The organism is Metabacillus sediminilitoris (genome assembly GCF_009720625.1).
Lineage (GTDB): Bacteria > Bacillota > Bacilli > Bacillales > Bacillaceae > Metabacillus > Metabacillus sediminilitoris.
Window position 1 is genome coordinate 3515076 of the sequence record NZ_CP046266.1, and the last position, 11626, is coordinate 3526701.

General features: G+C 34.6%; 15 protein-coding genes, 1 pseudogene and 1 riboswitch. Of the genes and pseudogenes, 3 read left to right on the top strand and 13 right to left on the bottom strand.

The features are described 5' to 3' along the window. Positions 1-208: 208 nt before the first annotated feature. From GMB29_RS16815 to GMB29_RS16835, 5 genes are all read right to left on the bottom strand, one after another. Positions 209-739 (bottom strand): spore maturation protein, encoded by a 531-nt coding sequence (locus GMB29_RS16815; protein ID WP_136351133.1) that lies wholly within the window; start codon positions 737-739, stop codon positions 209-211. Positions 740-745: 6 nt separating this feature from the next. Beyond that, a complete protein-coding gene (locus GMB29_RS16820) occupies positions 746-1333 on the bottom strand; it encodes a nucleoside recognition domain-containing protein (RefSeq protein ID WP_136351134.1) in 588 nt (195 codons plus the stop codon). After that, positions 1326-2477, bottom strand: a complete 1152-nt coding sequence (locus GMB29_RS16825; RefSeq protein ID WP_136351135.1) for a D-alanyl-D-alanine carboxypeptidase family protein — start codon at positions 2475-2477, stop codon at positions 1326-1328. Before GMB29_RS16825 ends, GMB29_RS16820 begins: the two co-directional genes overlap by 8 nt. 209 nt (positions 2478-2686) lie before the next feature. Beyond that, a complete protein-coding gene (gene scpB / locus GMB29_RS16830) occupies positions 2687-3283 on the bottom strand; it encodes an SMC-Scp complex subunit ScpB (protein ID WP_136351136.1) in 597 nt (198 codons plus the stop codon). A gap of 4 nt (positions 3284-3287) precedes the next feature. After that, on the bottom strand, positions 3288-4046 hold the full coding sequence (locus GMB29_RS16835; RefSeq protein WP_136351137.1) for a segregation/condensation protein A: 759 nt from the start codon (positions 4044-4046) through the stop codon (positions 3288-3290). A gap of 169 nt (positions 4047-4215) precedes the next feature. On the opposite strand from GMB29_RS16835, the gene GMB29_RS16840 reads away from it, so the two are divergent. Both GMB29_RS16840 and GMB29_RS16845 read left to right on the top strand, forming a co-directional pair. Then, complete coding sequence (locus tag GMB29_RS16840; RefSeq protein WP_136351138.1) at positions 4216-4311, top strand: YjcZ family sporulation protein; 96 nt, start codon at positions 4216-4218, stop codon at positions 4309-4311. A 245-nt stretch (positions 4312-4556) separates the two neighbouring features. Beyond that, positions 4557-5087: a DUF309 domain-containing protein gene (locus tag GMB29_RS16845; protein ID WP_136351460.1), complete on the top strand. Its 531-nt coding sequence runs from the start codon at positions 4557-4559 to the stop codon at positions 5085-5087. A gap of 11 nt (positions 5088-5098) precedes the next feature. Here GMB29_RS16845 and GMB29_RS27765 read toward each other — a convergent pair whose 3' ends face one another. The 6 genes and pseudogenes from GMB29_RS27765 to GMB29_RS16870 all read right to left on the bottom strand — a co-directional run bounded on the left by GMB29_RS27765 (position 5099) and on the right by GMB29_RS16870 (position 8621). Then, positions 5099-5230 carry a hypothetical protein gene (locus GMB29_RS27765; RefSeq protein ID WP_264766583.1) on the bottom strand — a complete coding sequence of 44 codons (132 nt, stop codon included), beginning with the start codon at positions 5228-5230 and terminating at the stop codon, positions 5099-5101. Further along, positions 5230-5583 carry a GNAT family N-acetyltransferase gene (locus GMB29_RS16850; protein ID WP_136351139.1) on the bottom strand — a complete coding sequence of 118 codons (354 nt, stop codon included), beginning with the start codon at positions 5581-5583 and terminating at the stop codon, positions 5230-5232. Before GMB29_RS16850 ends, GMB29_RS27765 begins: the two co-directional genes overlap by 1 nt. A 159-nt stretch (positions 5584-5742) precedes the next feature. Next, positions 5743-6210, bottom strand: coding sequence for a 6,7-dimethyl-8-ribityllumazine synthase (ribH, locus tag GMB29_RS16855; protein ID WP_136351140.1), 468 nt, complete (start codon positions 6208-6210; stop codon positions 5743-5745). 126 nt (positions 6211-6336) lie between these two features. Further along, positions 6337-6927 (bottom strand): annotated as a pseudogene (gene ribB, locus GMB29_RS16860) (3,4-dihydroxy-2-butanone-4-phosphate synthase); the annotation flags it as partial. A 43-nt stretch (positions 6928-6970) separates the two neighbouring features. Next, on the bottom strand, positions 6971-7618 hold the full coding sequence (gene ribE, locus GMB29_RS16865; RefSeq protein ID WP_136351142.1) for a riboflavin synthase: 648 nt from the start codon (positions 7616-7618) through the stop codon (positions 6971-6973). A gap of 292 nt (positions 7619-7910) precedes the next feature. Next, a riboswitch (FMN riboswitch) is annotated at positions 7911-8058 on the bottom strand. Between the two features lie 128 nt (positions 8059-8186). Continuing rightward, a complete protein-coding gene (locus tag GMB29_RS16870; RefSeq protein WP_136351143.1) occupies positions 8187-8621 on the bottom strand; it encodes a peptidylprolyl isomerase in 435 nt (144 codons plus the stop codon). 292 nt (positions 8622-8913) lie between these two features. Between GMB29_RS16870 and GMB29_RS16875 the strand changes: the two genes are divergently transcribed. Further along, positions 8914-9804: a DUF1002 domain-containing protein gene (locus GMB29_RS16875; RefSeq protein WP_136351144.1), complete on the top strand. Its 891-nt coding sequence runs from the start codon at positions 8914-8916 to the stop codon at positions 9802-9804. Between the two features lie 111 nt (positions 9805-9915). Here the strand turns inward: GMB29_RS16875 and GMB29_RS16880 are convergent, their stop codons facing one another. Then, on the bottom strand, positions 9916-10821 hold the full coding sequence (locus tag GMB29_RS16880) for a chemotaxis protein (RefSeq protein WP_136351145.1): 906 nt from the start codon (positions 10819-10821) through the stop codon (positions 9916-9918). 153 nt (positions 10822-10974) lie between these two features. Beyond that, on the bottom strand, positions 10975-11625 hold the full coding sequence (locus GMB29_RS16885) for a glycoside hydrolase domain-containing protein (RefSeq protein ID WP_136351462.1): 651 nt from the start codon (positions 11623-11625) through the stop codon (positions 10975-10977). Position 11626 lies beyond the last annotated feature (1 nt).

The following is an 11626-nucleotide window of genomic DNA, read 5'->3' on the forward strand; positions in this document are numbered from 1 at the left end:
ACCTAAAAGAGGATCTTTTAGATCTTTCTAATATGGAATTTCGGCCATTTTCAGCTCAATAAAGCGATGATTTATGATGAGTCTTTTAAGTTAACAGTAGTATTTGAGAGTAAGAAAACGTTTATTAAATAAAAAAAAAGACGTGTGCACATTCACAAGTCTTTTTTCATGCCAATTAGTAGAAAGCATCTCAAAACAACCCTTTTTATTAACCAAACATCAAAGTAACAACAATTATTGATGCTATGATACCAACGAGATCCGCTAATAACCCTACCTTTAGCGCATCACCCATTTTCTTAATTCCAACTGCACCAAAGTAGACAGTTAATATATATAACGTCGTATCAGTACTACCTTGCATAGTTGCTGCAAGCGTTGCAATAAAGGAATCAGGTCCATAAGTAGCAATGATGTCAGAAGTTATTCCTAATGCTGCAGTTCCAGATATTGGCCTTATAAAGGCAAGTGGGACAATCTCTGCTGGTATATTTAATATGGTTAATGCTGGTTTCATTAAATTCATTAGGAATTCTAGAGCCCCGGATGCACGAAAAATTGATATTGCCACAAGCATCCCTACTAAATATGGAATGATTGAAAAGGCAATCGTTATTCCTTCTTTTCCACCTTCTACAAATGTTTCATATGTCGGGATTTTCTTTAACGTTCCATAAATCAATATATATCCGATTAGAATTGGTATTAGCCATAATGATATTAATCCAATGATCCCCATGTTTTCTCACCCTTTTCTCTTTCTCCGATAATAAAAGATGCGATCAATTAAGATTCCGCCTATTGCAGAAATAAATGTTACAAGTATTGTAGGTCCAACAATACTTGTTGGCGAGGATGCACCATAGGTCATCATAATAGCAATAACTGTAGTTGGAATTAACGTGATACTAGAAGTATTTATGGCTAAAAAAGTAATCATTGACCGACTGGCTTTATCAGAATTACCATTGAGAGCTTTTAATTGTTCCATAGCTTTAATACCAAGAGGTGTTGCAGCATTTCCTAATCCGAACAGATTAGCCATCATATTTGAAAGCATATATCCCATTGCAGGGTGGTCTGGTGGTACTTCAGGAAAAAGTTTAGAAACAAAGGGCTTAAACATATAACTTAGCTTTTCTAATAACCCTGCTTTTTCAGCAATTTTCATTAATCCAAGCCAAAATACCAACACACTTATTAATCCAAATGAAATGGTTATTGCTTCTTTACCACCCTTAAATACTGCTTCATTCACCTGCTCCATTGTTCCATTAAACATAGCAAAGACGATGCCGATAACCGTTAAGAGTACCCAAATTAAATTAACCATGTTCATTTACCCCTGCCTGGGCAAAAAATAAACTTTTGAATAGCTCCCAAAATGAGCCTTTTGGTTTGACTGCTTTTCCATTTTCAAAATAGATTGGTAGATTCGCAATTTCATTTCCTTCTAGTTTGACAGACATTTGTCCAACAACGTCAGGTACATCTTCAGGATCTTTCCATTTTTTATTTGGAGTTAATAATGTGAGATGAATTTTCACATTGTTTTGTTCTTCCGCTGTTAATGGGTAGCGAAGATCTCGATCAATAAACACTTTATTTTCATAAAATTCATTTTTAACCTTTTCTAACTGACCTTGGTTCTTTATCTTTACTAAATCATAGTTATTGTAAGCATAATTGTGTAGATTGATATGATCCTTCCAATCATTAGGATCATTTAAGGTAACAGCAATTGTATCAAAATCATCTTTCGAAGCTGTAGAAACTAATGTACGCTTTGCTCTAGTTGTAAAACCTGTTTTTCCACCAGTGCTGTATTCATAGAGGCTTGTTAAGAGTTTATTTTTGTTATGCCATACTCTGTCCCATTTTTCATTAGGATTAGGTGCTCTATGCACTTCTGTTCCGGATATTTTTTGATATGTTTCATTTTTCATCGCATATTGCGTTAAGATTGCCATATCATATGCAGTTGAAAAATGATTTTCATGGTCATCAAGTCCATGAGGATTTGCAAATACAGTATTTGTCATACCGATCTCAGCTGCTTTTTGATTCATCATGACAACAAATCCTTCGAGACTCCCGCCTACGTGTTCTGCAATAGCTACAGCAGCATCATTTCCTGAACGTAGCATAAGGCCATATACTAAATCTTCCAATTTTATTTTTTCACCTTTTTGCAGATAAATAGCTGACCCTTCTGCTTTAAGAGCCCTATCACTTACTTTTACCATATCATCTAGTTTTCCTGATTCGATGGCTAGTATCGCGGTCATAATCTTGGTGATACTTGCAATTCTCATTTTTGTACGAGCATTTTTTTCATAAAGTATTCGTCCAGACTCTTGCTCTATTAATATCGCAGCTTTGGCACTTACACCAATTGCAGATGAGTGATGCGGAAAAATAGTAAAAAGCAAAAAAATGATGATAAATCCTGTTGCTACTTTCTTTATTTGCGACATATAGCATCCACGTCCCCTTACTTGTTTTGTACAAGTTTATGCAAGTGGACAAAGCTTATGAATGGTATTTTCAAAAAATACATGAAGTCTTTGATGATCATTCGATAAATCAGTAGGAATTAGTACGTAAAAAGGCTGATCCTTGGTCTTTTCACATCGCACAACATTCATGTGAAAAGTTCCATCGGGTCAGCCGGGGATTGTTATCATTACTCAATATTTTCTAACGTTTCATTAAATTTTTCAAAAAATAGATCTGCTTCTTCCTGCTCGTCCTCCTCTTTTGCCTTTTCTGGAAGAGGTGGAAGTTCATGAATGCTTTTCAGGCCAAAATATTCAAGAAACTCCTTCGTTGTTCCATAAAGAATGGCTCTTCCAGTACCTTCAGCTCTACCTACTTCTTTGATAAGGATTTTTGAAACAAGTGTGTGAATTGGCCTTTCTGTCTTCACTCCACGTATTTCTTCAATTTCTGCTCTTGTAATTGGTTGTCGATATGCAACAATGGCCAATGTTTCAAGTGCTGCTTGAGAAAGGGAAGTATTTCCTGGAACTTCGACAAGCTTCTTTAAATAAATAGCATGTTCTTTTTTCGTTGTAAGTTGATATTGTCCAGCAACCTCAACTAATTCAATACCACGGTCTTTTTCTTTGTAGTTTTGTGAAAGCTCTTCTATAATATCAATAACTTCTTGATTCTCTAGATCTAACACATTTGCAAGTTGATGTAAAGACAAGCCCTCATCACCTGCAGCAAATAAAAGAGCTTCAACAATCGCCTTCCATTCAATGATGCCTAAGGACATGATGCTACTCACTCCCAATAATATAAATATCTGCAAAATTATTTTCTTGTTCAATTAGAATCGAATGTGTTTTCATTAGCTCTAATATCGCTAAAAATGTTACGACTAAATGATTTTTACTGTTTGATGGAAATAAATCAACAAACTTTCGTCTACCAGGATGCAGTCGTAAATCCTCTAAGATTTCATTCATTCTTTTTTTGATTGGTATTTCTTGACGAGCAATTTTTGTTTGTACAGGTTTCTGTATCTTTTTTCTTCGTAACATCTTTTGAAATGCCCCAAGCATGTCGTATAATGTGACGTTTAATGAATCGATTTGATTATCTGCCTGTAATGCATATTCACTTAAATCACTTGGTGCTTTTGTATAAACTTGTAATCGATCCTCTTCTAATACTCTTAAATCTTGTGCTGCTTCTTTATATCTTCTGTACTCAATTAATCTACGCATTAATTCTTCCCGTGGATCTTCTTCTATCTCTTCACCAAAGGCATCTTCAATGAACTCCTCCTCTTGTTTTGGAAGAAGCATTCTGCTTTTAATTGAAAGTAATGTCGCAGCCATTACTAAATATTCAGACGCAATATCAAGCTGAAGTACTTTCATTGTGTGAATATAGAGCATGTATTGCTCTGTAATTTCTGAAACAGGTATATCATATATATCGATCTCTAGGCGATTAATTAAATGAAGTAAGAGGTCTAATGGACCTTCAAAAACATCAATTTTTACATGATATTGCAAACTAAATCCCACCATTCTAACAACTAGCCAACATATAGTATAGATGAAATCTTTAGCTTATCCAAGATTATTTTTTGAAGCAGGTAAATTTAAAAATCCTCACAAATGGTTATTCGCCCATACATTTCAGCTATTTGCTCATATATTACAAATGTAACAGCTAAACATTAAGGAGGAATTAAACATGGGTGAACATGGATTTAATTATGGCGGAGGATTTGCGTTAATCGTAGTATTGTTTATTTTATTAATTATTGTTGGAGCTGCTTGGTTATATTAATGAATTAAATCGTAAGCTTCTTGAGCAGCCCCTTATGGATATGCCACTTATGAGTAGATTACTTTGCAATCAATTCATGAGTGGCTATACCAAAAAGGCTGGAAGTAACTGTCTAAATACTCATTAAGTTGAGGAATCCAAATAAAGTCTAAAACAAGAAGTTTTGAGGCTGCTGTTCAATACAGCAGCTTTTAATAATTATGGTACACTTAATTAAAAAAATGTTAAAGAGGTGGAGAATAGTGGTGTATGATCGCGCCTATATAGATTACCTAATTTATTTTCACTGTGATCGAGATTATTTTGAGTGTCATGAGGTATTAGAGGAGCATTGGAAAAGCGACCCACCAAAACAACGAAAAAAATACTGGGTTGGTCTCATTCAAGTTGCTGTTGGGTTGTACCATCAGAGACGAAGAAATTTTGCTGGTGCCCTAAGAATGATGACAAATGCCATTGAACTGTTGGAAAATGATCAACAGGCTGTTCGGAATCTTGGATTACAAAGTGAATTATTATTAAAACAATTGGAAAAGCGAAAAAAAGAAATCGAAAATAATCAAGATTATTATAGTTTCGATCTTCCAATCTGCGATGAGAAATTACTTGCATATTGCCAGCAACTTTGTCTGGATTCTAAAGTCTTATGGGGACAGACAAGTGATCTATCAAACGAATACCTTATACATAAGCATATGAAACGTAATAGGACGGATGTAATTGAAGAACGGAGACAACAGCTTGAGCGAAGAAAAAATCAAAGAAAGTCTTATTAAGGTAAGGCCTCTTATGCTTTGACAGCCTGCCCCTGTGGCTTTCTCCCGCCTTGGACGTCCTGATCCTCTTTAATCTCCTGATTTGAATTGGGAGAAATTGCAAAAAGCCAATGATCAACATCGTTCATCACTGGCTTTTTCATTAGCAATCGCCTTTACACTTTTCAAAAAATGCTTCTGTTTCGTCATTTGGAACAACAGACTTGTTTTTGTAGAGATCTTTTACGGCATTTACCATGCTTTTACCAATGCCCTGCTGACGATGTGAAGGGTTTACTGTGACATGCTTGATTTCCACAATATCTTCTTCTTTCATAACAACACCAATCGCACCGATAATGTCCTCACCTTGTTTCCAAAGAAACAACTGCCAATCATCTGCTGTTTCATATTGTTTTATTGTTTGTTGTAATTGTTTCAGATCTTTTTCAGCTGGCATAAATGACAGAAGACCCATGGCAATTTTTTCGAAACTTTTTTTATAGCGTATTAACATATTTACCCCTCATTAACGAAATAGCTTTCCGAAAAGCGAAAGCAATAATCTTGCTTAGAAAAAAGTTATAAATTGGAATAATTCATAGGTAATCGAATAAAATCACTTCTCAACACATTATAAACAGTTTTGAAGTGATTTTAAACACTTTTAAGAAAATTAATGTAATGATTTAAGTAAATTTGCCATTTCAATCGCAGTAACTGCTGCTTCATACCCTTTGTTACCAGCCTTTGTTCCTGCTCGTTCAATTGCTTGTTCGATTGTTTCAGTCGTTAAAACACCAAATACAACAGGTACACCAGTTGATAATGTAGCTTTCGAAACACCTTTAGCAGCTTCATTGCAAACATAATCATAATGTGTTGTTGCTCCGCGAATAACCGTTCCTAATGTAATGACCGCATCATAATTACCTGTCTCAGCTAATTTCTTTGCAACTAATGGCAATTCAAATGCTCCTGGGACCCATGCAACCGTAACATTCTCCTCTTCTACGCCATGTCTTTTCAAACCATCCTCTGCACCGGTTAATAGTTTACCTGTAATAAACTCATTAAAACGTGCGACAACAATTGCTACTTTTATTCCACTGCCTATTAAGTGACCTTCAAAAGTTGTTTTCATCTATCGTTCCTCCAAAATAATGTGATTTTATTTAAAGATGAAAAAATCATCCTAAGTAATTTAGATATCGTTTATATTCGAGTATAACTGCTATTCATTTTCTTAATTTATCAAGGTATTCATTTGACGATATTGGATTAAATCTTGAATCGTAATAATCTTCAAGTCAAACTTCTTTGCCATTTCAAGCAATTCCGTTACTCTTGCCATTGATCCATCTTCTTTTATGACTTCACATATTACTCCGCCAGGTCTTGCCCCGCATAATAATGACAAATCAACAGCTGCTTCTGTATGGCCTGGTCTTTGAAGTACACCGCCATCTTTAGCAATTAATGGAAATGTATGACCTGGACGCTTAAAATCTGATGCCTTTGAGTCATCTGATAGTAATGCTTTAATCGTATCAGCTCGTTCAAAAGCACTGATTCCGGTCTTATTTGTTTTATAATCAACACTAACAGTAAACGCAGTCCCATGTGGATCTGTATTTTCATTTACCATTGGTGTAAGTTCCAGTCGATTTGCTAGTTTTTCAGTAATAGGAACACAAACTAGCCCTCTTCCATGTTTGATCATAAAATTGATTACTTCTGGTGACACTTTTTCCGCTAAGGCTACAAAATCACCTTCATTTTCACGATCTTCGTCATCCACAACAATAACAACTTTACCAAGCTTTAGATCTCCTAGCGCTTCTTCTATTTTATTAAACATCTGTCAATCCCCCTTTTTAAAGAAGATAAAAATCTTCAAGTTATTAATAGAATCCATTTTCTTCTAAAAACGATTTGCTTATTGAAGAATTTTTTGGACTTACTTGTTGATTTATAAATTTTTTTATATATTTGCCGAGCATATCACATTCAATATTTACAATATCCCCAACATCTTTCGTCGCAAGAATTGTTTCAGAAAGCGTATGAGGAATAATCGAAATAATAACTTTTTCTTTTTCTAGACCAAAAATCGTTAAACTAATTCCATCAATTGTAATCGAACCCTTATGGATTAACGTTTCAGTTAACATTTCAGAAAGTTGTAATTCATAATAGACAGCATTTGAGACACGTTGCTTTTTGACAATTTTCGCTACACCATCTACATGTCCAGAAACAATATGACCGCCGAAACGACCATTTGCAGCCATTGCTCTTTCTAAATTTACCCGAGAACCTTGTTTTAATGTATGCAACGATGTGCTTTTTACAGTCTCAGGCATCACATCTACCGAAAATGTTCCTGATGAAAATTCTGTCACTGTTAAACAAACGCCATTAACCGAAATACTATCTCCTAAGTTTATATCATTCATTATTTTTTTTGCTTCAATTGTAAAAACAATCGCATCTTTAGAACTTTGCACGTTATGAATGATTCCAATTTCCTCAATAATTCCCGTAAACATCTTCACACCTCTCTTTCTTTTTCATGAACCAAAATAAACATCGACCTCCTTTAAATAGGCTGGTCATATTTACGTTTACATTAGAAAAACTTGGCTTTTCAGTAATTACTGATGACGAAAGCTATCGTTTTACTCATACTGTCTTCCTTTGGATTTACATTTTGATTCGTACAAAAAAGCCCAAAGTCATAGACTTAGGGCTTGTATATAAGAAATTGATATTTGAGTATGTCAAATAAGAGTATTAAAAGTCTAATTTTTAAACAGAATTTTAATACACCGCAAAAACCGCGCAATTCTTCTCCCATCCAGACTATAACTGTCGGTTCTAGATTTTCACTAGATCCACCGTTAACATTGTTAACGGGTCACGGACTAAGAAACAAAATAAATGCTTCATCACCGCCGGTAGGGATTTTCACCCTGCCCCGAAGAATGTAAATCGAAATATGAAGTTATAAATGTATTTTAGCCGTTTAAAGTGAAAGATGCAATATTTTAGACCTAATTGAAAATATAAAAAAGCTGCATCAATCATCAAATGATTAGATGCAGCTTTTTTCAAGGATTAAGCTTCGTACACTTTTACTTCTTTCATGACATCGTTCGGCTTAATTTTGTAAACAGCCTCAAGGTTTTCAGTTACTTTACCAAAAACAGTATGAACACCATTTAAATGTGGTTGTGGTTCATGAACGATAAAAAATTGGCTACCACCAGTATCTTTTCCTGCATGTGCCATTGATAATGATCCTGCTTCATGTTTATGCGGGTTGCCTTCTGTCTCACATTTAATTGAATAGCCTGGACCGCCAGTTCCTGTTCCATGAGGACAGCCACCTTGTGCTACAAACCCAGGAATTACACGGTGAAATGTTAAACCATTGTAAAAGCCTTCATTTGCTAATTTTTCAAAGTTAGCTACTGTTCCAGGTGCTTCATTTGGAAATAATTCAATAACAAGCTTATCTCCATTTTCCATTGTAATATCTGCTTTTTTCATATGTATGAAACCTCCAATATGTATAATACGTCTAATAGACTGGAATACCTTTCTATTCTACTATAAACTCAACAAGAAAACCAAATGGATCGAACGATTAAATCGTTTGTTTTTCCAAATATCTTAAGAAATGGGGCTTTATCACGAAAAAATAAAATTTTTGATAGAATAAATAATAGCTACAATAATCTCAAAAAATCAATATTACTATTGACATTTGTTAAAAAACACTATAATAGATGTTGTTAGAGTTCCAAGTTCCAATCGCTTTTAAATAGAGGAGGTTACACCTTTGAAAAAATATGTACTTAGTTTATTAGCAGTACTACTATTTGCTTTCCCTTCACTTAGTCACGCCGACGCAGCAGTTGGTGATATCATTATTACTCTTGGTGAAAACTTATCAGAGCAACAAAGACAAACACTTTTACAAGAAATGAATGCAACAGAAGATAATCAAATCATTACTGTTTCTAATGAAGAAGAGCATAAATATTTAGGAAACTATATCCCTAAAGCTACAATTGGAACGAAAGCATTGTCTTCATCTAGTATTACGATAGAAGAAAAAGGTTCTGGGCTTGAAGTAAAGACAAAAAATATTAATTGGGTAACTGACGAAATGTATTTGAATGCCCTTATGACAGCAGGTGTAAAGGATGCTACCATCTATGTAACTGCTCCAATCGAAGTATCAGGAACAGCAGCCTTAACAGGATTAATTAAGGCTTATGAAATATCTTCAGAAGAAGCAATACCTGAAGATGTAAAACAAGTTGCAAATGAAGAGCTTGTTACAACAGCTAAACTTGGAGATGAAGTTGGGACAGAAAATGCAGCAGCGCTAATGGCAAAAATAAAAGATGAAATTGCTAAAAATGGTGTCCCTGAATCAGATGCTGATCTTCGTACCTTAATTGAAAATGCTGCTAAAGAGCTAGGGATTACCTTATCAGAAGCAGATATTAATAGCTTAGTTGAGCTGTTTAATAAAATGAAAGATATCAATATCGACTGGAACCAGGTTGGCCAACAGCTTGATAAAGCCAAAGATAAAATATCGAACTTTTTAAATTCTGAGGAAGGCCAGACTTTCTTACAACAAGTAAAGGAATTTTTCATTGCCTTATGGGATGCGATTATTTCCATCTTTACAAATAATGAGCAATCAGCAATGGAATAAATCCTTATTGAATGAAATTCAAAAAAAGACTCCTATGAATGGTAGGCTAAAACCTCATTCATAGGAGTCTTTTTCATCATTAACACATTACTGTTCATTGTGAAAAGGTGATTATAAAATAAATTCATCAATTTTATGGACAAGTTCATTTATTTCCGGTTTACTTATTTGCGCGCTCGCCCCAACCATTTTACCTTTATGGCGTAGGTCATCCGTAATAAGTGAAGAGAAAATGACCACTGGAAGAATCGTTAAAGCTTGGTCTTCTTTTATTCGTCTTGTTAAATGATGTCCATCCATTTGAGGCATTTCTACATCAGTTATGACGATCTGAACCTCATCCTCGATAGCTTTACCAGTATCGATAATAGATTGTAAGTATAATAATGCATCTTTACCATTCTCGAAAAATTCAACATGAATGAAACCTGCTTCTGCTAGAGTATCTTGTAATAATTTACGTAGTAATGGTGAATCCTCTGCAATAACAAGTTTTTTCTCTGAGCGCTCTCTTTTTCCTAATTTCTTAATTTGATCTAATCGAATACCTGATTCTGGGTTAATATCAACAACAATTTTTTCAAAATCTAATAATAACACCATTTCATCTTGAATTTTTAGGACACCTGTAATCTGGCTTTCTAATCCTTGATACATATCAGAAGGCTTTTCTATTTTGTCCCATGAGATTCGATGAATTTGCGAAACAGCATGAACACGAAAAACAATTTTCGTTTTATTAAATTCTGTAACAATAAATTTTTCATTTTGTGGATTCTCGCTAGGAGTTGACCCAATCGCTCTCTCAACATTTACAACAGGTAATATTTCACCGCGAATATCAATGATTCCATCTATATTCGGATGTGAGTGCGGAATTTTGGTCACCTTTACAGGTTGAATGATTTCTTTAACTTTTATCACATTTATCCCTAATTTATTATGTCCTACAGTAAATTCAACGATCTCCAGTTCATTTGTTCCACTTTCAAGTAAGATCCCTTTATGTTGATCCATTCTAAACTTCCTTCCATTTAATCTAACCTTTGTATTAATTATATCGGCTAAATGAAAAGAAAATAAAGTAGTTAAAGATAACCTTTTTATCGTTGGAACATAAAAGGGGCATTGGATATAAAAAAATAAAGCTTGGATTTTCTCCAAGCTCCATTAATATAAATAATTTATTATTCTTTCGTCAGCTAAATTTGTATAAATCGGGCATTTTTTTGCATCCCTTCCATATTGCCATAACCAAACATTCGCTTTACAAGACGGTGCTGCTGGATTATATTTTGGCGCTTTCCTCTCAGATGTAGCCCCGATCTCTGGTTCAGCACTCCATAGGATTGCTTGAACCGCCACTTCATTATTTTCTTGAACAGCTTGACAATATGCTTGTGAAAACTGACCTTTTATAGGATCGTGGTAAAATCCAGAGCGATACCCAGTCGGGTAAAGTGTTTCCACCCATCCCCTGATCCAAGCAGAATCCACTTGAAAAAATTGTTCCACATTTGCAATTAAAACAATATTAGTCGGAATTCCTAGCCTTCTTGCATGAAAGACTGCATTTCTAGCGGCAAGCTGTCCCTTCTCATAACCAAAAGCTTCAGAAAACACATTATAAATCGGTAAGATTTTTATGTCCTTACTTCTTATAAAACGAATTTCGTTTTTTGTAAGTCCGCTTGAAACATTTTTTATCTCAGTTAAATACCTGCCCCAATATTTAGGTAAACCAAATTGTTTTTTTACACAATCAAATAATTCTTGATCAACTGGATTTGCAGAATCGACACCCCATACCTTTCTTGCCAGC

What these genes read in the sequence shown, in the direction of transcription:
- GMB29_RS16850 (WP_136351139.1), bottom strand. Translation starts at nt 5,583, where the DNA reads ATGTTAATACGCTATAAAAAAAGTTTCGAAAAAATTGCCATGGGTCTT.
- GMB29_RS16840 (WP_136351138.1), top strand. Translation starts at nt 4,216, where the DNA reads ATGGGTGAACATGGATTTAATTATGGCGGAGGATTTGCGTTAATCGTA.
- GMB29_RS16880 (WP_136351145.1), bottom strand. Translation starts at nt 10,821, where the DNA reads ATGGATCAACATAAAGGGATCTTACTTGAAAGTGGAACAAATGAACTG.
- GMB29_RS16815 (WP_136351133.1), bottom strand. Translation starts at nt 739, where the DNA reads ATGGGGATCATTGGATTAATATCATTATGGCTAATACCAATTCTAATC.
- GMB29_RS16835 (WP_136351137.1), bottom strand. Translation starts at nt 4,046, where the DNA reads ATGGTGGGATTTAGTTTGCAATATCATGTAAAAATTGATGTTTTTGAA.
- GMB29_RS27765 (WP_264766583.1), bottom strand. Translation starts at nt 5,230, where the DNA reads ATGAAAAAGCCAGTGATGAACGATGTTGATCATTGGCTTTTTGCAATT.
- ribE (WP_136351142.1), bottom strand. Translation starts at nt 7,618, where the DNA reads ATGTTTACGGGAATTATTGAGGAAATTGGAATCATTCATAACGTGCAA.
- GMB29_RS16870 (WP_136351143.1), bottom strand. Translation starts at nt 8,621, where the DNA reads ATGAAAAAAGCAGATATTACAATGGAAAATGGAGATAAGCTTGTTATT.
- GMB29_RS16825 (WP_136351135.1), bottom strand. Translation starts at nt 2,477, where the DNA reads ATGTCGCAAATAAAGAAAGTAGCAACAGGATTTATCATCATTTTTTTG.
- GMB29_RS16820 (WP_136351134.1), bottom strand. Translation starts at nt 1,333, where the DNA reads ATGGTTAATTTAATTTGGGTACTCTTAACGGTTATCGGCATCGTCTTT.
- scpB (WP_136351136.1), bottom strand. Translation starts at nt 3,283, where the DNA reads ATGTCCTTAGGCATCATTGAATGGAAGGCGATTGTTGAAGCTCTTTTA.
- ribH (WP_136351140.1), bottom strand. Translation starts at nt 6,210, where the DNA reads ATGAAAACAACTTTTGAAGGTCACTTAATAGGCAGTGGAATAAAAGTA.